This is a genomic window from Papillibacter cinnamivorans DSM 12816, assembly GCF_900176335.1.
GTDB lineage: Bacteria > Bacillota > Clostridia > Oscillospirales > Oscillospiraceae > Papillibacter > Papillibacter cinnamivorans.
In genome coordinates, this window is sequence record NZ_FWXW01000003.1 from 352,789 (window position 1) to 375,124 (window position 22,336).

The window sequence follows — 22,336 nt, forward strand, 5'->3', positions numbered from 1 at the left end:
TTTTCGCCGATGGCGAAAAGGATGATGGGACTTTTTCGACAATCTGAAATCCTCTGCCCCCGCCGGGGGCAGAGGATTAATTAAAAAGGGGTACGGAAAATCACAAGATTTTCCGTACCCCTTTTTAATTGTATATGAGTTTTAATTGCACTTGGAGTAGCCGCAGGAACGGCAGATGACGCAGCCGCCCTCATGCTCCAGCTCGGCGCCGCACTCGGAGCAGTACTTGGCATTTTTATCCGCCGGCCGCGCCGGGGCTTTTTTGGTTCCGCGGGGGCGTTCCTCCGGCTTGGGGAGATGTTCCTTCTGAAGCTGCTCCTTTTCCAGCATGTCGTAGACTTTTTTGATGACCTTGGAAATTCCGTCCGGGCAGGAGGTGCAGCTCATGCCGGACTGCCGGATGGTGGAGGGGCAGCGGATTCCGCGGAGCTGGTCGAGGATTTCCTTGATGTCCACGCCGGAGCGAAGGGCGATGGACACAAGCCGGGCCGTGGCCTCGGACTGGGAGGGGCAGCCGCCGGCCTTTCCGGTGGAGGTGAAGACCTCGCAGATGCCGTGTTCGTCGTAATTCACCGTCACATACAGGTTCCCGCAGCCGATCTTCATGCGTTCCGTGATGCCCATGGTGACCTCGGGGCGGGGCCGCGGCAGGATGTTCTGCCGGAATTCGGGCTCCGGCGCGGTTTCCGGCTTTTCCCCGTCTTTATTGACCTTGCCGATGTTCAGCACCTGGCTGTCACGGCTTCCGTCCCTGTAGATGGTGACTCCCTTGCAGCCCAGGCGGTACGCCAAAAGATAAGTCTTGGACACCTCCTCCACGGCCGCGTCGTGGCGGAAGTTGACCGTTTTGGACACGGCGTTGTCGGTATACTTCTGAAAAGCCGCCTGCATGCGGATGTGGGACTCGGGAGAGATGTCGTGGGAGCAGACGAAGACCCGGCGGATGTCCTCGGGAAGCTCCTGTATATCGGCAAGAGAGCCCTGGTCCGCGATTTTGCGCATCAGTTCGCCGGAGTACAGACCCCGTTTCCGGAGAATCTCTTCCAGGACGGGGTTTACTTCCGGAAGCTCGGTATTGTCCATGACGTTGCGCACGAAGGCGTAGGCGAAGATGGGCTCGATGCCGGAGCTGCAGCCGGCAATGATGGAAATGGTGCCCGTGGGCGCGATGGTAGTGACCGTACCGTTGCGCAAAGGTTCGGTTTTCCCGGCGTATATACTCTCTCCGAACAGCGGGAAGGGACCCCGCGGCCCGGCAAGCTCGGCGCTCTTGGCCCGGGCGGACTCGGTAATGAACTGCATGAGGGACTCGCCCAGTGAAACCGCCTGCTGGGAATCATAGGGGATCCCCAAATACAAAAGCATATCGGAAAAACCCATGACGCCCAGACCGATTTTCCGGGTCAGCTTGGTGACCTCCTCGATCTTTTCGATGGGATATTTGTTGATCTCAATCACGTTGTCCAGAAAGTGGACGGCCAGCTCCACCGTTTCCTTCAGCTTGCCGTAGTCGACGGTATAATTCCCGTTTTCGTCCTCTTTGAGCATGTTCACCAGGTTGATGGAACCGAGATTGCAGGACTCGTAAGGAAGCAGCGGCTGTTCTCCGCAGGGATTGGTGCTTTCGATCTCCCCCTGCCCGGGCACGATGTTGTCCCGGTTGAGCCTGTCCAAAAAGATGATGCCGGGTTCCCCGTTGCGCCAGGCATTTTCCACGATCATCCGGAAGATCTCCGGAGCGCTTTCCTCCCGCACCACGGACTTGGTTTTGGGATCAATCAGAGGGTAAGAGGTCCCGCTTTCCACGGCGCGCATAAAGGCCTCGGTGATTCCCACGGAAATATTGAAATTGGTGATATCCGCGTTATTGGTCTTGCAGGTGATGAATTCCCGGATGTCGGGATGGTCCACCCGCAGAATGCCCATATTGGCGCCGCGCCGGGTCCCGCCCTGTTTCACCGCTTCCGTTGCCATGTTGAACACTCTCATGAAGCTCACCGGGCCGCTGGCGACGCCGCCGGTGGACCGGACCGTGCTTCCGGCCGCCCGGAGGCGGGAAAAGGAAAAGCCGGTTCCGCCCCCCGATTTATGAATCAGGGCAGCCTGCTTCACCGCCTCGAAGATCTCCTCCATGCTGTCCCCCACGGGAAGGACGAAGCAGGCGGAAAGCTGCCCCAGGGGACGGCCGGCATTCATCAAAGTCGGCGAATTTGGAAGAAAATCCAGATTGGTCATCAGGTCGTAAAACCGCTTTTCCACCGAAGCCGTGTCCGCGTCGGGGCAAAACAGCCCGTCCGCCCCGGCCACCGCGGCGGCGACCCGGCGGAAAAGCTCTTCCACGGTCTCGATATTGTTCCCGTTTTCGTCCTTTGTGAGATATCTCTTCTCCAGCACCATCAGTGCGTTTTTCCCAATATTCATTTTATTCACTCCCATATACATCTTGTGGCAGGAGGGGAAATCGGTACAACATATTGTATCACGCATTGAGCCGCCGGACAAGAAAAATGTTGACGGATTTTGGGACGACGGGTCGGATATTCCGTGAGCAGGCAAATTGACACGGAGGGCGAGCGGCAGGAAGCGGCGCCGTCAAACGGGCACGTCCGATTGGGATTGGACAACCCGAAAAATATATGTTAGGATATATTTTATGCAAAATCTCTTAAAAGGCGCAAATTTTTGACACATCGGAACATACTATTTCCGATTTTCGTCGCATAGAATTAACCGTTGCGAGGGTATTCCGAAAGGAGCGGACGGTATTCCACCGCGGCGGCAGGTCCGGACGACGATTCTTACGCCCGAACGGCCGCCGGAAGTACGGCGTGGGGAGAGGGGCTTTCTGTTTTCCGAAGGGCCAAGCTTATACTTCGGGCGATTTATTTCCAACGAAGCGGATTTGTGAGGTGCTTAAGGGTGAGTCGGGGCAATTTCTGGAGCTATGGAGGACGCCGGGTCAAGGAAACCAAACGGGAGGAGAAGACTGGCCGCACCGCGCCCTTCTGGGTCTTTCCGGCCTTTTTTTATGGGGATATCGTCTGCTCCGAGCTGCTGGTCCGACATGCTACGGGGAACGAATCCTCGGGCGGGTCGCTGCTTTTTCTTTTCCTGTTCTCCGTGCCCATCGCGCTTATTTTCTGGAGCGCCAGCACCGCCTTTTCCTTCCGGGCCAACAAGCGGATCGCCACGGTGCTGGTGTCGGTGACCACGGGATTTTTCGCTTCCCAGCTGGTGTATTATCAGATTTTCCATACGTTTTACATCACCTATTCGGCAATCAACGGGAAACAGATCCTGCAGTTCTGGCGGGAGGCTCTTGCGGCCATGGCCGGGACGGTATTCCCCATTGCCCTTTTAGTGCTTCCCATCGTGCTTCTGCGTCTTTTCGGCAGGAAATGGAAGGTTTACCGCAGAATTCGGGTGGGGCCTCTGGTTGCCGTGGTCATACTGGCCGCCTCCATCCACGGAATCGCCGTGGGCCTTGTCCGGCGCACCGGCAGCGAATCCCTGTCTCCCTACGACCTGTATTTCCAGACCTCCTACATGGACGCCACGGCAGAAAATTTCGGACTGCTGACCGCCATCCGGCTGGACATCAAGCGGACGGTGTTCGGATTTGAGCCCGCCGCCGCGGAGCCCGCGGATTCCGATGCGGAAGCAACCCCCACCGCCGCCCCGCCCACCGAAACGGTCTACGGATATAACGTCATGGATATCGACTTCGACAGCCTGATGGCGTCGGAAACAAACGAGACGCTTCTTTCCATGGATCAGTATTTCAGCAGCCTTACGCCCACGCTGAAGAATGAAAAGACCGGCATCTACCAGGGATACAACCTGATTCTGATTACGGCGGAGGCTTTTTCCCAATACGCCATCGACGAGGAGTTGATGCCCACCCTATATAAGATGGCCCACGAGGGGTACTATTTTCCCAATTTCTATACTCCCGTCTGGGGCGTTAGCACATCGGACGGGGAGTACGTGGCCTGTACCGGCCTGATCCCCAAGGCGGGAGTCTGGAGCTTTGAAAAATCGGCGAACAACTCCCTGCCCCTTGTCATGGGGAAGCAGCTGACGGCCCTGGGGTATTCCGCTTACGCCTATCACGACCACACCTATACCTACTATAAGCGCAATCTCTCCCATCCCAATATGGGCTACATCTACAAGGGTGTGGGAAACGGGCTGAACGTCAAAAAGACCTGGCCGGAGTCCGACCTGGAGATGATCGACGTCACCACGCCGGAATACATGGGCTCAGAGCCGTTTCACGCCTATTACATGACGGTGAGCGGGCATCTGCAGTACAATTTTATGGGCAACTCCATGGCCTATAAGAACCGGCAGTGGGTGAAGGACCTGCCCTATTCGGAGGCCTGCAAGGCATATTTAGCCTGCAACATCGAGCTGGACCGGGCCATGGAGCTGCTGCTCCAGCGTTTGGAGGAGGCCGGCGCGGCGGAGCACACCATCATCGCCATCAGCGCGGACCACTACCCCTACGGCCTGACCAACCAGGAGATCGGCGAGCTGGCGGGGCATACCATCGAAGAAAACTTCGAGCTTTACCGCAACGCCTTTATCCTGTATGTTCCGGGCATGACGCCGGAGACGGTGGAGGAGCCCTGCTGCAGCATGGACATCCTGCCCACTCTCTCCAATCTTCTGGGACTGGAGTACGACTCACGCCTTCTCATGGGAAGGGACGTCTTCTCCACCACGGCGCCCCTCATCATATTCAACAACCGGAGCTGGATCACGGACAAAGGAATGTATAATGCCAAGACGAAGGCCTTTACCCCCACGGGGGACGCGGAAATCCCGGAGGGTTACGTCAGCTCGGTTTCCAAGATCGTGAGCGACAAATTCCGCTATTCCGCCCTGATCCTGGACGAGGATTACTACGCGAAGGTGCTTCCCGGCCGAGAATGACGCAGAAGGATGGTATCCCAATGACTGACAAGCGAACGGAACTGCATCTGCACACCCGGTACTCCCGGGGGGATGGGATTTCCTCTCCCCAGGAGCTTCTCGACCGGGCCCTGGCCGACGGGCAGAAGGCCATGGCGATCACCGACTGGCACACCACAAAGGCGTTTCAGGAGGCGGCGGCTTACGCGGCGGACCGGCCTATCCGGCTGATTTACGGCCTGGAATTCAGGATCCGGCGGAGCGGCGGCAGGTACCACTGCATCGCCCTGGCGAAAAATCAGGAGGGCGTGCACATCCTTGAAGAGATCGCACGGAACCGGGGCGCCGCGGCGGAGGAGCTGGAGCGCAGCAGAGATAAGCTGATTCTGGGTTCGGCCTGCGACCAGGGGGAGCTGTACCAGGCCGTTCTGGCCGGAGCGTTCATGGACAAGCTTACGGAAATCGCCCGGTTTTACGATTACCTGGAGATCCAGCCGCCCGACAATTACCTGTTCCTGCAGAAGGATTTCCCCTGGATTACGACAAAACGGCTGGAGGAAAACGTCCGGACGCTGCTTGAGATCGGAAAAGCGGCAGAGCGGCCCGTGATTGCCGCCGGCGACGCCTGCTATGCCCGGCGGGAGCAGGGGGAGGAAAGGCTTGCCTATCTGGCGAAGGAGGGGTTTCCCGATCTCTACGGGCCCGCTCCCCTGTTTCTGCGGCATACCGGTGAGATGCTGGAGGAGTTTTCTTTTCTGGACCCGGCGGCGGCGCGCCGGATCGTGGTGGACGAGCCCGACCGCATAGCGGAGCTGTGCGGGGAGATTATTTTTTAGAGGTTTATTTGTGTTATTTTTTGAATTGGACAGGAGAAGCGCGCCCCTTGGGGCGCGCTTTTTATTTGTTTTGAAACGAAGCGGATGGATTATTAAGGATTTGGACGGGAGCGGCGCGCTCTCCGCTGGGGGTAACTTTTTGTTTCTGCAAGAAGTCACCAAAAACAGACCAAGAGGCTCCGGCCTCTTGGATCTCCGGGGAGGGCGTTCTTGTAGGCGCTCTTAATGAGTAATTGACTACTGGTAGTTGCGAACGCACGGACGGCCCTATGGCAAGAGGTCTGTTTTTCAGCCCGCGATCGGGGCTCTCCGGGCTTTGGCTTGTGGGACTCAAGGGGTCTGTGAAAACCTGCTTTGTGCAGCGTTTGAGAGGAATTTTTCTTCCGTGACCAGAGCCTTTCATATTTAGGGCCGTAGGGCGCAGGGGGTTTTCGAACATGTAGTTTGTGCGGCGTTTGAGAAGCTGAATTGGTGAAGGGACCTTTTGCAGCCTCAAGAACAGGCAGCGTTTACGACATAAACAAAAAATCCGCCGCCCGCCGGGAAATTCGGCGGGCGGCGGGTTTAATTTGTCGGTAATGTAAAGGCAGCAATATAAAACAAGTACGGCATCGCCCGGTTTGTTTCCGATCACTCGAGGGAGGTGTCCTCCAGCTCCGCAATGGATTCCTCCAATACCGGCAGAGAATCCTCCGGAGCGGGGATCTCCTCCGCTTTCGGAGCGGGGCGGCCGACGAGGACATGGCGCCTCCAGCGGCCGGTAAGATAATAGCTTCCGGTGACGGCAAGACCCGGCAGCCAGCCCAGAATGTAGCAGAAGAACATGTTGTCCCTGCCGAAATACCAGTTGACCAGATATGCGGCCGGTACGCGGACCAGCAGAAGCGAAACCAGCGTTCCTACCAAAGGAATCACGGTTTCCCCGGCGCCGCGCATGACGCTGTTGAGGATGAACATGACCGCGAGAACGGAAAAGAAGGGCACCACCCGGTTCAGATAGGCCATGCCCGCCGCAATCACCGCGGGATTCTGGCTGAACAGGCGCATGAACCAGGGGCCGAAGGGGATGAGCAGCGCTGCCGCGGCAAGACTGAAGCCACAGGCCATGAGAAGGGCATCCAGAGTTCCCCTCCGGACGCGCTCCGGCCGGTTGGCGCCCATGTTCTGGCCCACGTAGGTGGTGGCGGCGGTGGCGAAGCTCTGGATGGGCATGAAAGCAAAGGTGTCCAGCTTGTTGGCACCGTTGAAGCCGGCCATGAAGTCGGAGCCGTAGCTGTTGACCAGGGCCTGAAGGGCCATGATACCCACGGAGAAGAGGGCATACTGCAGCCCGCTGGGGATTCCGATACGCAGGATCTTGCGGAAGATGGGGAAATCCATCTGAATCCGGAAGGGGCGGATCCGGATTTCCGGGTAGGTACGGTTGATGTGGACGATCCCGAAGATCCAGGAGGAAGCCTGGGCGAGCACCGTGGCCACCGCGACCCCCACGACGCCCCATCCGAAGACGATAACAAAGAGCAGGTCCAAAACGATGTTCAGGCCGCAGGCAACCACGAGGAACAAAAGCGGGGACCGGCTGTCCCCCAGGCCCTGAAGGATGCCCGCGTTGATGTTGTACCCCAGAGACCCGATAAGTCCGCCGAAGATGATGACCACATACAGATATGCCTGATGAAAGGTATCCCCGGGCACGTTGAGGAGAGACAGCGCCGGGGCGGCGATAAGTACACCCAGCAGAGACACGGGGACCACACCCAGAAGGAGAGCGCCATAGATGGTGTCCACCGTCTTTTTTACCTGGGGAAGGTCATTCGCGCCGTAATACTGGGAAATGACCACGGTGGCGCCCATCCCCATACCCATAAAGAGGGCGCTGAGCATGAAGATGATGGGAAACCCGGTGCCTACGGCGGCCAGGGCGGTGTCTCCCACGTAGTTTCCCACCACCATACTGTCCACCATGTTGTACAGCTGCTGGAGCATATTGCCCGCCAGAAGGGGCAGGGCAAAGAAAAAGATCAGCCTGGATGGACTGCCTTCCGTCATGTTCACCATACCGGTGCGGATCGGTTTCATTGATTCTCTTCCTTCCCAAAACTGCCGCAGATACCGGGCGGAGCCGGCGCGTCCCGAACCCGCCGGGACGCGGAAAATTCCATCTTTTACAAAGAGGCGGGCTGTAGTATACTATTGCCATACAACGGACAAAGGAGAAGCCCCCCATGAAGATGATATCTTGGAATGTGAACGGACTGCGCGCCTGCATCGGGAAAGGGTTCTGGGACTTTTTCCGGCTGGCGGACGCCGACATATTCTGTATGCAGGAGACCAAAATGCTCCGGGGCCAGGCAACCATCGACCTGCCCGACTACGAGGAATTCTGGAACAGCGCCGACAAAAAGGGATATTCGGGCACCGCGGTATTTTCCAAACAAAAGCCCATTTCCGCAACATACGATCTGGGGATCGAGGAGCACGACCACGAGGGCAGGGTGATCACTCTGGAGTACGACACCTTTTTTCTGGTGAACTGCTATACGCCCAATTCCCAGAGGGATCTGGTGCGCCTCGACTACCGCATGAAATGGGAGGACGATTTCAGGGAATATCTCATAGGCCTGGACCGGAAAAAGCCGGTGATTCTGTGCGGGGATCTGAACGTGGCCCACAAGGAGATCGACCTGAGGCATCCCAAGGCAAATATGAAAAACGCCGGGTTTACGCAGGAGGAGCGGAACAAGATGACGGAGCTTCTGGAGGCCGGATTCGTGGACTCCTTCCGCCTTCTGTATCCCCAGCGCACCGACGCCTACACCTGGTGGAGCTATATGCACAACGCAAGAGCCAGCAACGCCGGATGGCGCATTGACTATTTTATCGTTTCGGAGCGCATCGCTCCCCAAATCCAAAACAGCGAGATTTACCAGGAGATCCCGGGGAGCGACCACTGCCCCGTTGCGCTCACCATATTCTGAGGGGTTTTCGCAAAGCGGTCCGGAGAAAATTCCATACCCGCGGCAGGATAAAAGCGCTTTAAGGGAAAGACAGCCGGAGAGAGGATTCCGAAACAGGAAGCCCCTCTCCGGCGCTGTTTCTGTTGTAACTGCCGCCCTTCACGAAAAGGCGGCGAATGCCGATCCGCACGGGCAAGGGCATCACGCCTGACCGGCGCTGCCGCTGCCGTCTGGCGGTCCTCCCTGCCCCTCGGCCTTACTGCCGGACCCGTTCCTGTTTTTCGGGCGCCTGCGCCTCTGGCGGCGGGGCTGAATCGGACGGGAATCGGAGGCGGGATCCTTCTGCGGATTTGTTTCCGTCCGCTGCCCCGGCTCCGTTTTCGGCTTCTGCTCCGAAACGGGAGCGGATTCCGGTCCCGGAACAGAACAGGGAGGGCAATCGGGCTGCTGACTCTTGGGCTCCGGCGGATTCGCCGGCTGCGTTTTATTATCCCTGGCGGCGGTCTCAGAAACCGCCGCTCCGGGGCATTCGTTCTGGCCGTTTTCCCGCCTGGGCTTTCCGGCTCCCTGCCGCAGGACGCATACATCGCATGCGCTGTAGCATTTCGGCGTATCGGGAGCGCTGTCCAGGCGGACCCGCACCTGTTCCCGGAGAAGGCCCACCGCGGAGACGGTTCCGTTTCCGTCGGGCGTTCCCACCAGAGAATCCACCCTGGGAAGGCGCCTGAGCAGATCCTCATAGGCCTCCTGCTCGTATTTCAGGCAGCACATGAGGCGGCCGCAGGTGCCGGAAATCTTGGCGGGATTCAATGAGAGGTTCTGCGTTTTTGCCATTTTGATGGACACGGGCTGAAACTCGTCCAGGAAAGTGGCACAGCAGAAGGGCTGCCCGCAGATGCCGAGGCCGCCGAGCATCTTGGCCTCGTCCCGCACGCCGATCTGCCGAAGCTCGATGCGCATACGGAACACGGAGGCAAGGTCCTTCACCAGTTCGCGGAAGTCCACGCGGCCGTCGGAGGTGAAGAAGAAGAGGATTTTATTCCCCTCGAAATTATATTCCACTTCCACCAGCTTCATATCCAGCTTGTGGTCCAGAATCTTCTGCTGGCAGATTTCAAAAGCACGGGCTTCCTTTTTCCGGTTGGCCTCCACCGTGCGGCAGTCCTCCTCGGTGGCCACGCGGATGAGAGGCCGCAGGGGCTGCACCACTTCCCTGTCTTCCACCTGGCTGTTCCCCGTGGCGCATTCGCCGAATTCGATCCCCCGGGAGGTTTCGATGATGACGTTCTGCCCCGACTGCACCGAAATACCGCAGGGGTCGAAATAATATACTTTGCCTCCGTTTTTAAACCGGACGCCGATAATCTCTGTCAATGGATCATCTCCCAGCAGCCGGCGGCCAGCATGCCCAGCACATGCCCCGTTCCGGCGTTATTGTTCCTGCAATAGCCGCCAAGGCGGCGTAATATGTCTATTGTGCCCGCAATTTCGGACTTTGTCAAGCTGCGGGCAAGAAGCGCCGCAGCGCCGCCGAATTCCCCGTCTTCGCCGCCCGCCATTTTTACGCGGAGGCTTTCCGTCAGCATAGCTTCGCAGTCCTCCAGAAAGGCCCCCAGCGTATCCCTGTCCGTTTTTTCCCGGCCGACGCAGAAAGACAAAAGGTCCCATTCGCTTTTCCGGGAGAGAACTTCCGCGAAGGCCTGCGGCAGTTCCCCGGTGCCCGGATTTCCTTCCAGCAGTTCCAGCGCCCGGCCGGCCGCGCCTCCGCTCCGCCGGGCCGCCGAACGAAGTTCCTCGCTGCTCTTTTCCGGGAACCTCTCCCGGAGAAGAGGCTCCATTTCCTCCGCCGTGAGAGGAGACAGGCCCAATTCCACGCAGCGGGAGCGCACGGTGGGCAGCAGCGCCTCGGGCGTCTCCGTCAGAATCAGAAAGACCGCGTGAGAGGGACCCTCCTCCAGAAGCTTCAGCATGGCGTTCTGAGCGGCGAAATTCATGGTTTCTCCGGCAGGCAGAATATAGATTTTTTTGGCGGCCTCGTTGGGCCGGATATAGGCGTCTTTCCGCAGCTCCCGGATCTGGCCCACGCCGATTTCCTTTCCACCGGCGTCCACCGTTACAACGTCCGGATGAATTCCCTTCTGAACCTTCCGGCAGTGAGAACACCGGAAACAGGGCCGGCCGGACTGCGAGGAACACAGGATGGCGGCGGAGAGAAAGCCCGCGAGGGTCCGCTTGCCCGAGCCGCGGGGCCCGTGAAGGATGTACGCGTGGCCGAAAGCGTCCCGCTTCGCCGCGTTTTCCAGATGCGTTTTCAGCGCCTCGTTGCCTATCAGTTGCGAAGAATTCATGCTGCCTCCCAGGGGACCGAAACTTTAAACCCGCTCGAACCGGTCCACGTCCACCACGAAGATAATCGCACCGCCCACCGTCACCTCCACCGGCATGGTGGGATAATACCCGTAACTCAGCTCCGAAGTGGTGGGAATCATCTGCTTTCGGCTGTGGGAGTATTTTTTGATGACGGCGATGACCTCATCCACTTTTTCATCCGGCGCACCCACCAGAATGGTCATGTTTCCCGCCATGAGAAAGCCGCCGGTGGTGGCAAGCTTCGTCGAGGAAAAGCCCGCCTCGGAAAGGTTCCGGATTACCAGATTGGCGTCGTCATGGTTGATGACTGCAATGACAAGCTTCACGGCACACTCCTCCTTCTGGGCAGATGGGTTTTCTTCTTTGGGGGGAAACCCGCTATCCCTTCCCTGCCGGGTAGACGGGCCTAAGCGTCCTTCCGCCTGCGGACGACCAGTATCCCCGTATCTTCATTATACCCTATTTGGCGCAGATAGTTAAGGCCGAATTTGTCAATCTCCTCGCCGGGGGCTATGACGGGGATTCCGGGAGGATAGGGAGCAACAGATTCCGCCGCGATTTTCCCCAGAGCGGAGTGCAGGGGCAAAGATTCCGCGGCGGAGAAAACCGCTTCCCTGGGGGACAGGCGGAGAGCGGGCGGCGGAGGAGGCGAGGCCGGAAGCCGATATGGAGGGGCGCAGGGGCATTTTTCTTCCAGCGCGGCGAAGCCCCGGCCCAGCCGCAGAAGGTCCCCGTCCGAGTCCGCGCAGGTTACGATGCAGACCACGTTCGATGCATCCGCCATCTCGCAGACGATGCCGTGCTCCTCCTCCAGAAGCCGGGCCGCCTCAAACCCGCCGAGATTGCCCTTCAAGGTGTTCACCACCAGGCGGGCGGGGTCGAAGGTCACACCGGGGAGATCGTTATCCGGGAAAGCGCCGGGTCCCAGGACGGAAAATATTTTCCTGCTTTGGATTTCCTTTTTTACCGCCTCCAGCGTACGGACGGCTCTCCGGTATTCCCCGCCGCCGGGACCCTCCATGTATCCCCTTGCCCAGTCCAGCGACGCCATCACGGGATAGGAGGGGCTGGAGGTGCCGAAAAGAGCGGTCATGGTACGTACCCGTTCCGGCGGGAAGGCTTCGGAAGCGAAAAGCAGCCCTCCGGAGCCGAGGGCCGGAAGGGTCTTGTGGGCGGAGGCGACGGAAAGGTCCGCTCCCCTCCCCTGGGCGCAGGGTGCTCCGGTGAGAAAGGGCAGGTGCGCCCCGTGGGCCTCGTCCACCACCAGAAACGCCCCCAGCTCCCGGGTCACCGCAGCGATGGCGGGAATATCCGAGCATACGCCGTAATAGGTGGGGGAGGTAACAAGGACGCAGCGGATGCACGGGTCCCGAAGGAGAGCCTCTTTCACCGCCTCGGGGGTAATTCCGGCCGACACGCGGAATCCCGGCAGCACGGCCGGATACAGATATTCCGGGACGAGGTCCAGAAGCGCCATGGCATTGTATGCCGCCCGGTGGCTTCCCCGGTCCAGGAGCAGGCGGCTCCCCGGCGGACAGCAAAGGGCCAGGGCGGCGTAAATTCCCTGGGTGGAGCCGCCGGTGAGAAAATAGCAGCTGTCGGCGCCGAAGGCCCGCGCCGCCAGTGCCTCAGCCTCGGAGACGGGCGGAAGTCCCTCATAGAGATTGCCCGTGCCCGGCAGCTCGGTAAAATCCAGGGCGGCCGCGGCGGCAAGCGCCGGCGGAAGGGGCGCTTTCCCCTTGTGACCGGGCATGTGCATGCGCAGGAGGGGTTCCTCCGCTCTCCGGGAGAGGGCGGTATAAAGGGGCGTTTTGTCTTCCGGCACGGCGGGCTCTCCTTTCTTGGGGGGTTTTTCCTACACGCAGGAGCAGGACTGGGGACCTTCGCCCGGCGGGGACGGCCCGATATGAAACACGGCCTGCCGATCCCGCCCTCACACCGGGCGCCGGCAGGGCCGGCAGCCGAAGGGGGACAGGATGGGCAAACCGCGGACGGATCTGCTGTTTTTTACTAAAGCTGCTCGGCTTCCGCGAGCCAGAGCTCGGCACAGGCGTCGCTGGGCATGCGCCAGTCGCCCCGGGGAGAAAGAGTCACGGAACCCACCTTGGGCCCGTCCGGGAGGCACGAGCGCTTGAACTGCTGGCTGAAGAACCGGCGGTAGAATACCTTGAGCCATTTCAGAATCACGGTCCGGGAGTATTCCTTCCCGAAGGCGTATTCCGCAAGACGGAACACCTTTGCCGGGGGGAAAGCCCAGCGGACGGCGTAGTAGAGGAAAAAGTCGTGGAGCTCGTAGGGTCCCACCAGATCTTCTGTTCTCTGGACAATGTCCCCGTTATTTCCGGGCAGGAGCTCGGGGCTCACGGGGGTGGCCAGAATATCGGTAAGAACGCTGGAGAGCTCCGAAGCCTTCTCCTCGTTGTCCCGGGAGACATAGTCCACCAGGTGGCGGACCAGAGTCTTGGGGATGGAGGCGTTGACGCCGTACATGGACATATGGTCCCCGTTATAGGTGGCCCAGCCCAGAGCCAGCTCCGACAGGTCCCCCGTGCCGATGACGATGCCCCCCGTCTGGTTGGCGATGTCCATGAGCACCTGGGTGCGCTCCCGGGCCTGCCCGTTTTCAAAGGTCACATCCTGGTTCTCCATGTCCTGGCCGATATCGGCAAAGTGGCTGCGCACGGTTGCGGAAATATCGATCTTCCGGAGGGTGGCTCCCAGACGCCCGGCCAGCTCCACGGCGTTGCTGCGGGTCCGGTCGGTGGTGCCGAAGCAGGGCATGGTGACCGCCACAATGTCGGAAGCGGGCCGGTCCAGCATGTTCATGGAAAGAGTGGTTATGAGAAGGGCCAGGGTAGAATCCAGCCCGCCGGAGAGACCCACCACGGCGGTTTTGGCCCCCGTATGTTCCAGACGCTTTTTCAGGCCCAGAGAGGCCAGAAGAAGGATTTCCTCGCAGCGGGTCTTCCGGTCCTCCCGGTCTTCCGGCACGAAGGGACGGGAGGAGACGTATCTCGTAAGGGCCGTCTTTTCCAGGGGAAGGTGAAAAGGCACCGTCAGATATTCCGAATCGTCCGCCGGGGGAAAGGTGTCCATCCGGCATCGCTCCCCCACCAGGCGGAAAAGATCCACCTCGGAGACGGTGAGCCCCGTCTTGAACCGGCTTTCTCCCAGAAGGACGCCGTTTTCCGCTATCATATTGTGAGCACCGAAGACCATGTCGGTGGTGGACTCCCCTTCTCCGGCGCCGGCGTAGATATATCCGCACACCAGGCGGGCGCTCTGTCCCACCACCAGGGCCCGGCGATAGCTGTCCTTTCCCACGATCTCGTCGCTGGCGGAGAGGTTTGCGATGAGGGTGGCCCCCGCCTCGGCGTATCCGATGGAGGGCGGACGGGGGGTCCACAGATCTTCGCAGAGCTCCACTCCCATGGTGAGTTCCGGCATTTCCGCGCACCGGAAGAGAAGCCGGCTCCCGAAGGGGACTTCCCTCCCGTTTAAAGTGATGACATCGTTTCCCTCAAAACCGCCGACAAAATTTCTCTTTTCGTAAAATTCTCCGTAATTGGGCAGATAGGTCTTGGGAACGACACCTAAAACCGCTCCGCTTTGTATAACTACCGCGCAATTATACAGTTTGTTATGATACACCAGGGGCATTCCCACCACCGTGAGAAGATCCAGAGAGCGGGTCGCCTTCAAAATCGTCTGCAGACCCTCCTCCGCTCCCTTCAGCAGGGTGCGCTGAAAAAAGAGGTCGCCGCAGGTGTATCCCGTGAGCCCCATTTCCGGCAGCACCAGAATCCTGACGCCGGCCTTACCGGCCTCCCGCATCAGCTCAAAGGTTTTTTCCGCATTGTGCCGGCAGTCCGCGACCCGAATCCGGGGCGTCCCCGCCGCGACCTTGACAAAACCGTCATACATACCGGGCCTCGCTAACCGCGGACGAAAAACGCCGCATACCGCGCCTGTCAAGGGCGGTCTGGTCCGCGGCCGCCGCCTTTACCGGCAGGCGGCATGCCGAGATAAAATGCCGTCTATTTCGCTTTCCGGGCCAGCACCCGCCGGGCCGCCGCCGCGATTTCCCCGGCGGTGAGCTTGTACTCCTCCCGCAGGAAATCCTCCGTGCCCACCTGGCCGAACCGGTCGTGGGTCCCCACCATTTCCACGGGGACCGGGCAGGTGGCGCAGACCGCCTCCGTCACCGCCGAACCCAGACCGCCCACCGTATTGTGGTTTTCCGCGGTAACAAAGGCGCCGGTTTCCGCGGCACACCGGGCGATGAGTTCGGAGTCAACGGGCTTCCAGGTGAACATGTCCACCACTTTTGCAGAAATCCCCTCGCTGGCCAGGACCTCCCGGGCCTTCAGGGCTTCCGCCACCATGATGCCACTGGCGATCAGGGTCACGTCGGAACCGTCCTTCAGGAGATTTCCCCTGCCGATGGTAAAGGAGGAACCTTTCTCGTAGATTCCCGCGACGTTTTTCCGGGCCATGCGGATATAGTAGACCCCGTAAACCTCGGTAAGCTTCCGCACCAGCTCTTCCAGCATCACGGGATCGGTGGGTTCCAAGAGGGTAATCTGGGGGATGCTGCGCAGAACGCCCATATCCTCGAAGGGCATGTGGGTCCCGCCGTTATACGCCGCCGTGACGCCGGGGTCCGAGCCCACGATGCGCACGTTCAGCTTCGCGTAGGCCGCAGACATAAAAATCTGGTCGCAGGCCCGGCGGGTGGCAAAGATCCCGAAGCTGTGGGCAAAGGGGATCTTGCCGGTGGCGGAAAGGCCGGCGGCCACACCGATCATGTTGGCCTCCTGCACGCCGCAGTTGATGGCCCTGTCGGGGTAGGCCCTGAAAAAGGGCTTCATTCCGGAGGAGGAGACCAGATCGGCGTCCAGGGCGCAGATGCGCGGGTCCGTTTCGGCCAGCTCCATCAGGGTATTACAGTATACATCCCGCATCATATCCGGGGATTTTTCCAGTGTCTCCCTCAGTTTGAACATAAAAAAGCTCCATTCCGCCGGGTTCGGCGCATAGTATCGGGGGTCTGCCCGCGGGGGCACTCAGTTCGCGCGCTCGGCAGAGGCAAGGCGGGTCCTGGTGCAGGCCAGGGCTTTTTCCATCTGCTCCGGCTTAAATGCGATATGATGATTGGCTTCGATTCCTTCGGCAAAGGTGCAGCCGTGGCCCTTCTTCGTGCGCAGCACGATCATGGAGGGAGCGCCCCGGTTCTTCTTGGCCGCCTCCACCGCGTCCAGTATGGCCTCTACGGAATGCCCGTCTATTTCCTGGGCGAACCATCCGAATTCCCGGAATTTCGCCGCTATGTCTCCCAGATCCAGAATGTCTTTGGTATAGCCGTCCAGCTGCTGGCCGTTATAATCCACGAAGCCGATGAGGTGATCCAGATTGTGCTGGGGAGCGAAGAGCGCGCCCTCCCAGACCTGGCCCTCGTTGCACTCCCCGTCGCCCAGGATAAAATAGGTGTAGTTGTCCCGGCCGTCCATCCGGTTTCCCAGGGCGGCTCCGATGGCGGTGGAAATCCCCTGGCCCAAGGAACCGGTGGTCATATCCACCCCGGGCGTGAGATTCCTGTCGCAGTGGCTGGGAAGCTTCGTGCCCCCCCGGTTGAGGGTGAAGAGCATTTCCCGGGAGAAAAAGCCCTTGAGGGACAAAGTGGCGTACAGCGCGGGACCCGCGTGCCCCTTGGACAGGACCAGCCAGTCCCTGTCCGGCCAGCGGGGATTTTTCGGGTCGTATTTCATCTCGTGCCCGTAGAGGACCGCAAGGGTCTCCACCACGGACATGGCGCCGCCAACGTGCCCGAAGCCCAGGGCGGCGAATTCCTCCAGGGTCTCCAGGCGGATCTCCTCGGCAAAGACGGAGAGCTTTTCCACCAACTGTTTTTTCTCCATGACACACCTCTGTCGTTTAATATGCAATCTTTTGGGAAATGTACTCCTTCAGGCGGGAGATCTCCACCCGCTCCTGTTCCATGGTGTCCCGGTCCCGGACGGTGACGCTGTTGTCCTCCGGGCTCGTAAAGTCGAAGGTCACGCACAGGGGCGTGCCCACCTCGTCCTGACGGCGGTAGCGCTTTCCGATGGAGCCCGTGTCGTCGAATTCCACCATGAAGGATTTGGACAGTTCCTCGTACACCTTCCAGGCGGGCTCGGAGAGCTTTTTCGAGAGGGGAAAGATCGCGCATTTGATGGGCGCCAGGGCCGGGTGGAGATGCAGCACGGTGCGTACGTCGTTTTTCGCCTCGTCCACCAGCTCCTCGTCATAGGCGTCGATCAAAAAGGCCAGGGTCACCCGGTCGGCTCCCAGAGAGGGCTCCACCACGTAGGGGATGTATTTATCGCCCGTCTCGGGGTCGAAATACTCCATGCTCTCGCCGCTTTCCTTCTGATGAGCATTGAGGTCGAAATCCGTCCGGTCGGCCACGCCCCAGAGCTCTCCCCAACCGAAGGGAAAACGATACTCGAAATCGGTGGTGGCCTTGGAATAGTGGGACAGTTCCTCGGGCTGGTGGTCCCGGAGGCGGAGATTTTCCTCCTTCAGGCCGAGATTGGAAAGCCAGTCGTGGCAGTATTTGCGCCAGTAAGAAAACCACTCCAGGTCGGTCCCGGGCTTGCAGAAAAATTCCAGCTCCATCTGCTCGAACTCCCGGATGCGGAAAATAAAGTTTCCGGGGGTGATCTCGTTGCGGAAAGACTTTCCGATCTGGGCGACGCCGAAGGGGACTTTCCTCCGGGTGGTCCTCTGAATGTTCCGGAAGTTCACAAAGATGCCCTGGGCGGTCTCGGGCCGGAGATAGACCTCGTTCTGGCTGTCCTCGGTAACCCCTTGGTGGGTCTTGAACATCATGTTGAATTTGCGGATTTCGGTGAAATCACACTTTCCGCAGTTGGGACAGGGAATGGAATTTTCCCGGATATATGCCGTGAGAGCCTCGTTGCTCATCCCCTCGGCGGAAACCCCGGGCCGATTCACGGCGTTCCATTCCTCGACGATCTTGTCCGCCCGGTGGCGCATTTTGCAGGATTTACAGTCAATGAGGGGATCGTTGAAGTTGACCACATGGCCCGAGGCAACCCAGACCTGCCGGTTCATGAGAATCGCGGAGTCCAGTCCCACGTTGTAGGGGGACTCCTGGACGAATTTTTTCCACCAGGCCCGCTTTACGTTGTTTTTCAGCTCCACACCCAGGGGGCCGTAATCCCATGCATTGGCAAGGCCGCCGTATATCTCGCTGCCCGAGTAGACAAATCCCCTGCCCTTGCACAGCGCCACGATTTTCTCCATGGTTTTTTCCGTATTTTTCAGCATACTTAACCCCCGAATGTTTATTCTACATATAATAATAAATTATATACCAAGGCATTGCAATGTCAACCTCAAGAGCCCGGATTCGACACGGCGCGGGGCATCCGGAGGCAGACGCCGGGGTATGGACAAAAAAGGACCGCCCTAACCGGACGGTCCTTTTTCTCTGCCAATCAGCCGGCATCAGCCCGCAATCTGATTTACCTTCAAGGTCAGGCTGCTCTTTCTGCGCGCGGCCGCGTTCTTATGCAGGATTCCGCGGGAAGCTGCCTGATCGATCTTCTTAACCGCCGCTTTGTAAGCGCTGTCGGCTTCATCACGGTTGCCCGAGGCCGCCGCGGTTTCGAAATTCTTGATATACGTCTTCAGAATCGATTTTGCAACCTTATTGTTTGCGGTTTTGGCCTTTGCCACTTCAACCCGCTTTTTGGCAGATTTAATATTTGGCAAGTCAACCACCTCCTCCAACAGCATTTTGCACCGGATCGCTCCGTGCAGAGACTCATTTTAACATCGGGACGGGAAAAAAGCAACCGTTATTTTTAGAATTTCTCACTTTTTTGCATACCCGAAGCGTTATGACAGAAAATAGCGGTTGAAAGTGCCATGGTGCGCAGAACAGGAAGAGGAGGATTCGGGACATGCTGACAAGACGGACGGACCTGGCGGTGGAGGCCAAGGAAATCTGGAAGGAAAGCGCGGAAAAAACCACGAAGCTGGAAGGGGTGGAGGCAAGGGACCTCACGCGGGAAAAATATCCCGTCAATTACGTGAAGATTTTGGACGACAAGGGGGCAAAGGCGCTGGGAAAGCCGGTGGGCACCTATATCACGCTGAACCTGGAGGGATTTGCCCAGCGGGAGGAGGATTTCTTCGGGCGTGCCGTGCGGGCCCTGGCGGCAGAACTCGCTCCCCTGCTGCAGCTTTCCGGGGAAGAGAGCGTTCTGGTGGTGGGTCTTGGAAACGGCGCCATCACGCCGGACGCCGTGGGGCCTCTCACCATGGAACAGATCATGGTCACGCGGCATCTGGCCACGGCCATGCCGGAGCAGTTCGGTCAGTTCCGGAAAGTTTCGGCCGTGGCCTCGGGCGTTTTAGGCACCACGGGGATCGAGAGCGCCGAGTTGATCGCCGGCGTCGTAGAGCGGGCGAAGCCGGACCGGATCATCGCCGTGGACGCCCTTGCCTCCCGGCGGCTTTCCCGGGTATGCACCACCATTCAGCTGGCCGATACGGGAATCGTCCCGGGTTCCGGCGTGGGCAACAAGCGGGCGGCACTCAACCGGGAAAGCCTGGGGATTCCGGTGGTGGCCATCGGAGTGCCCACCGTGGTGGACGCGGGAACCCTTGCCGCGGACATCGTGGAGGAGGCGGGGGTCGCCGACCTCGACCCGGAGGCGCTGGCCTCTTTCGGCGGCAACACCATCGTCACCTTGAAAGAAATCGATCTCCAGGTGCGGGACATTTCCAAGGTGATCGGGTACGGCATCAATATGGCGCTGCAGAAGGACATGTCGGTGGAGGATATCAACTCCTTTTTGAGCTGACGCGTAGTATAATAAGGAGATTCCAGAAGAACTGCATCGAGCCGCCGCATAAAATTCATGTTGCCGGCGGATCGAGCTTGCCGGATTCGGGAAATCGGATTTCAGACAGGGGCCGAAATCATGCGGCGGAACGGTATTTTGTTCCGCGAGAACCCGGATCCGGCCGGCGGGAATCAGCAAACAGGCTGTCCCGCAAGGAGAAGCGCATAAGGCCCCTGCGACGGGGGAGCACGGATCTCCCCGCCGCCTGGTTTGCCGAAGGATGTGAGGATCATCCGGCCAAGTCATACTTTAGAATGGAAGAAAAATTCGGAGAAAAACTTTTGAATATTAGGCGGGAATATATTGCAATTAAAAAAGAATAGTATATAATAAGGATACTACTGCGCCAATGAAATAATCGTAAGGAACAAAGACGTTTCCTTCTGCGGAAGGATTGCGTCTTTTTTTATTATTCAAGGGGGTAACTATATGGATTCAAAGGTGGTAGCGGATACGCTCTGGGTGCTGGTGACCGGTTTTCTCGTGTTTTTTATGAACCTCGGGTTTGCCACGGTGGAAAGCGGATTCGCCAGGTCCAAAAACTGCGTCAATATCCTCTCCAAGAACTTCATCGTGTTCGCCGTCTCCTCCATGGGCTTTCTGCTTCTGGGATGGGGACTGATGTTCGGGGACGGAAACGGATTCATCGGGCTGAGCGGCATTTTCATGGTTTCCGGCGCGGACAATTCTCCGGCGGTGGGAGCGGCTTACCAGGGGGTCTATTCCGCCATTTCCTGGACGGGCGTACCTCTCTGGGCGAAGTTCTTCTTCCAGCTGGTGTTCTGCGGAACCGCGGCCACCATAGTTTCCGGCGCGGTGGCGGAACGGATCAAGTACGTATCTTTTATCCTCTTTTCCTTTGTCCTCACCCTCGTCATCTACCCCATCGTGGGCCACTGGATCTGGGGTGGGGGCTTTCTCGCCTCTTTGGGGATGTTTGACTTCGCGGGAGGCTCCGTGGTGCACTCGGTGGGCGGCTGGGCCGCGCTGTCCGGCGTTCTGGTGCTGGGGCCCAGAGTCGGAAAGTATACGAAGGACGGCAAGATCCATCCCATTCCCGGCCACAGCATGAGCCTTGCCACCATCGGCGCCTTCGTCCTCTGGCTGGGCTGGTTCGGATTCAATCCGGGCTCCACCATGGCGGCGGATCCCATGGCTATCTCCCACATCCTGGTTACCACCAACACGGCAGGCGTCATGGGCATTTTGGTCTCCACCATCGTGGCATGGCTGGTGGTGGGCAAGCCGGATCTGGGCATGTCCATCAACGGGCTTCTGGCGGGGCTGGTGGCCATCACTCCCAGCTGCGCCTATGTGAGCGTTCCCAGCTCCATCCTCATCGGCGCCATCAGCGGCGCCATCGTGGTGGTCTCCGTCATCTTCTTCGACCGTATGAAAATCGACGACCCGGTGGGCGCCATCTCGGTGCACCTGGTAAACGGCGTTCTGGGCACCCTTGAGGTGGGACTTTTCGCCCAGGACGGAATCGCCGGAGTTTCCACGGGGAACGGCCTGTTCTTCGGCGGCGGACTCAAGCTTTTGGGCGCGCAGGCGTTGGGAGTCGTGTGCGTCGGCGGGTTTGTATTTGTATCTTCTCTGGTTGTATGGTATATTATAAAAGCAACCATCGGCGTGCGTGTTTCGCTGAAAGAGGAAATGGACGGCCTGGATATCGGCGAGCACGGCAACCAGGCGTATCCCGACTTTGTCATGCAGAAGACGTCCTATACGCTCATTTCAAAGGACATCGGCCTGGAGTTCGCCCGGCAGAACAAGGCCGGGACGAAGGAGGAGAGCAAGGTATGAAACAGATCAGAGCCATCATACAGCCGGAAAAGCTGTCCGAAGTTCGGGATGCTCTGGAAAAACTGGGATGCTACCGGGGCGCCACCATCAGCGACATCATGGGACAGGGAACCCAGAGAGGAATCACGCAGGCCTGGCGGGGAGAGAAATTCCAGCTGGATCTGCTGCCGAAGGTTTCCATAGACCTGGTCGTGAGAGACGAGGACGTGGACACCATCCTTCGGGCCATCGTGGAAAGCGCCAGGACCGGCGAGATCGGAGACGGCAAGATCTTCGTCTACGATGTGGAACAGGTGATCCGCATCCGGACCGGAGAAATGAACGAGGCGGCGCTGTAAAAGAAGCTCCGCACGGCAACGATTTTAAAAGCGTAAAACCCATACATATCACAGGCCCCCGTCCGCCGGCGACTGATACCGCGGACGGGGGCGGTTTTATTATAACCGGCGGGCGGCCCGTTTCATATCAGTATCAGAAGCAAACCGGGAGACGACGGGAAAGAAGCGCCGCTTTTGGGGAAAGCTATTCA

At 59.0% G+C, this 22,336-nt stretch carries 16 protein-coding genes and 1 pseudogene; 6 read left to right on the plus strand and 11 right to left on the minus strand.

All coding sequences use genetic code 11. The annotated features are described in order from the left end of the window. Positions 1-141: 141 nt before the first annotated feature. Entirely contained in the window at positions 142-2,421 is a 2,280-nt protein-coding gene (locus B9A13_RS06540) for a vitamin B12-dependent ribonucleotide reductase (protein ID WP_084234324.1), read from the minus strand. 498 nt (positions 2,422-2,919) lie between these two features. Here B9A13_RS06540 and B9A13_RS06545 point away from each other — a divergent pair, with 498 nt between their 5' ends. Next, positions 2,920-4,938, plus strand: a complete 2,019-nt coding sequence (locus B9A13_RS06545; RefSeq protein WP_084234325.1) for an LTA synthase family protein — start codon at positions 2,920-2,922, stop codon at positions 4,936-4,938. Between the two features lie 20 nt (positions 4,939-4,958). Beyond that, positions 4,959-5,753 carry a PHP domain-containing protein gene (locus B9A13_RS06550; protein ID WP_159448043.1) on the plus strand — a complete coding sequence of 265 codons (795 nt, stop codon included), beginning with the start codon at positions 4,959-4,961 and terminating at the stop codon, positions 5,751-5,753. A 630-nt stretch (positions 5,754-6,383) separates the two neighbouring features. Here the strand turns inward: B9A13_RS06550 and B9A13_RS06555 are convergent. Next, positions 6,384-7,832, minus strand: coding sequence for an MATE family efflux transporter (locus B9A13_RS06555; protein ID WP_084234327.1), 1,449 nt, complete (start codon positions 7,830-7,832; stop codon positions 6,384-6,386). A gap of 146 nt (positions 7,833-7,978) precedes the next feature. Between B9A13_RS06555 and B9A13_RS06560 the strand changes: the two genes are divergently transcribed. After that, positions 7,979-8,731 (plus strand): exodeoxyribonuclease III, encoded by a 753-nt coding sequence (locus B9A13_RS06560; RefSeq protein WP_084234328.1) that lies wholly within the window; start codon positions 7,979-7,981, stop codon positions 8,729-8,731. A gap of 603 nt (positions 8,732-9,334) precedes the next feature. On the opposite strand, the pseudogene B9A13_RS14705 reads toward B9A13_RS06560, so the two are convergent. The 9 genes and pseudogenes from B9A13_RS14705 to rpsT all read right to left on the minus strand — a co-directional run. Next, positions 9,335-10,084 (minus strand): annotated as a pseudogene (locus B9A13_RS14705) (PSP1 domain-containing protein); the annotation flags it as partial. Next, positions 10,081-11,058, minus strand: a complete 978-nt coding sequence (locus B9A13_RS06570; protein ID WP_084234330.1) for a DNA polymerase III subunit — start codon at positions 11,056-11,058, stop codon at positions 10,081-10,083. The pseudogene B9A13_RS14705 and the gene B9A13_RS06570, both read right to left, overlap by 4 nt. 24 nt (positions 11,059-11,082) lie before the next feature. Then, on the minus strand, positions 11,083-11,406 hold the full coding sequence (locus B9A13_RS06575) for a cyclic-di-AMP receptor (protein WP_084234331.1): 324 nt from the start codon (positions 11,404-11,406) through the stop codon (positions 11,083-11,085). Positions 11,407-11,486: 80 nt separating this feature from the next. Beyond that, entirely contained in the window at positions 11,487-12,905 is a 1,419-nt protein-coding gene (locus B9A13_RS06580) for an aminotransferase class I/II-fold pyridoxal phosphate-dependent enzyme (protein WP_242942804.1), read from the minus strand. A gap of 185 nt (positions 12,906-13,090) precedes the next feature. Next, a complete protein-coding gene (locus tag B9A13_RS06585) occupies positions 13,091-15,004 on the minus strand; it encodes an NAD(+) synthase (protein ID WP_084234332.1) in 1,914 nt (637 codons plus the stop codon). 113 nt (positions 15,005-15,117) lie between these two features. Further along, the gene (locus B9A13_RS06590; protein ID WP_084234333.1) at positions 15,118-16,086 is read right to left on the minus strand and encodes a transketolase family protein; all 969 of its coding nucleotides are present in this window, start codon (positions 16,084-16,086) and stop codon (positions 15,118-15,120) included. Positions 16,087-16,146: 60 nt separating this feature from the next. Then, positions 16,147-16,998 carry a transketolase gene (locus B9A13_RS06595; protein WP_084234334.1) on the minus strand — a complete coding sequence of 284 codons (852 nt, stop codon included), beginning with the start codon at positions 16,996-16,998 and terminating at the stop codon, positions 16,147-16,149. Between the two features lie 16 nt (positions 16,999-17,014). After that, positions 17,015-18,412, minus strand: a complete 1,398-nt coding sequence (locus B9A13_RS06600; protein WP_278309007.1) for a glycine--tRNA ligase — start codon at positions 18,410-18,412, stop codon at positions 17,015-17,017. Positions 18,413-18,595: 183 nt separating this feature from the next. Continuing rightward, entirely contained in the window at positions 18,596-18,862 is a 267-nt protein-coding gene (rpsT, locus tag B9A13_RS06605; RefSeq protein ID WP_084234336.1) for a 30S ribosomal protein S20, read from the minus strand. Between the two features lie 191 nt (positions 18,863-19,053). Here rpsT and gpr point away from each other — a divergent pair, with 191 nt between their 5' ends. The 3 genes from gpr (at position 19,054) to B9A13_RS06625 (ending at position 22,145) form a co-directional block, all read left to right on the plus strand. After that, the gene (gene gpr, locus B9A13_RS06610; RefSeq protein WP_084234337.1) at positions 19,054-19,959 is read left to right on the plus strand and encodes a GPR endopeptidase; all 906 of its coding nucleotides are present in this window, start codon (positions 19,054-19,056) and stop codon (positions 19,957-19,959) included. A gap of 471 nt (positions 19,960-20,430) precedes the next feature. Next, entirely contained in the window at positions 20,431-21,807 is a 1,377-nt protein-coding gene (locus tag B9A13_RS06620) for an ammonium transporter (protein WP_084234339.1), read from the plus strand. Then, positions 21,804-22,145 carry a P-II family nitrogen regulator gene (locus B9A13_RS06625; protein ID WP_084234340.1) on the plus strand — a complete coding sequence of 114 codons (342 nt, stop codon included), beginning with the start codon at positions 21,804-21,806 and terminating at the stop codon, positions 22,143-22,145. Before B9A13_RS06620 ends, B9A13_RS06625 begins: the two co-directional genes overlap by 4 nt. Positions 22,146-22,336 lie beyond the last annotated feature (191 nt).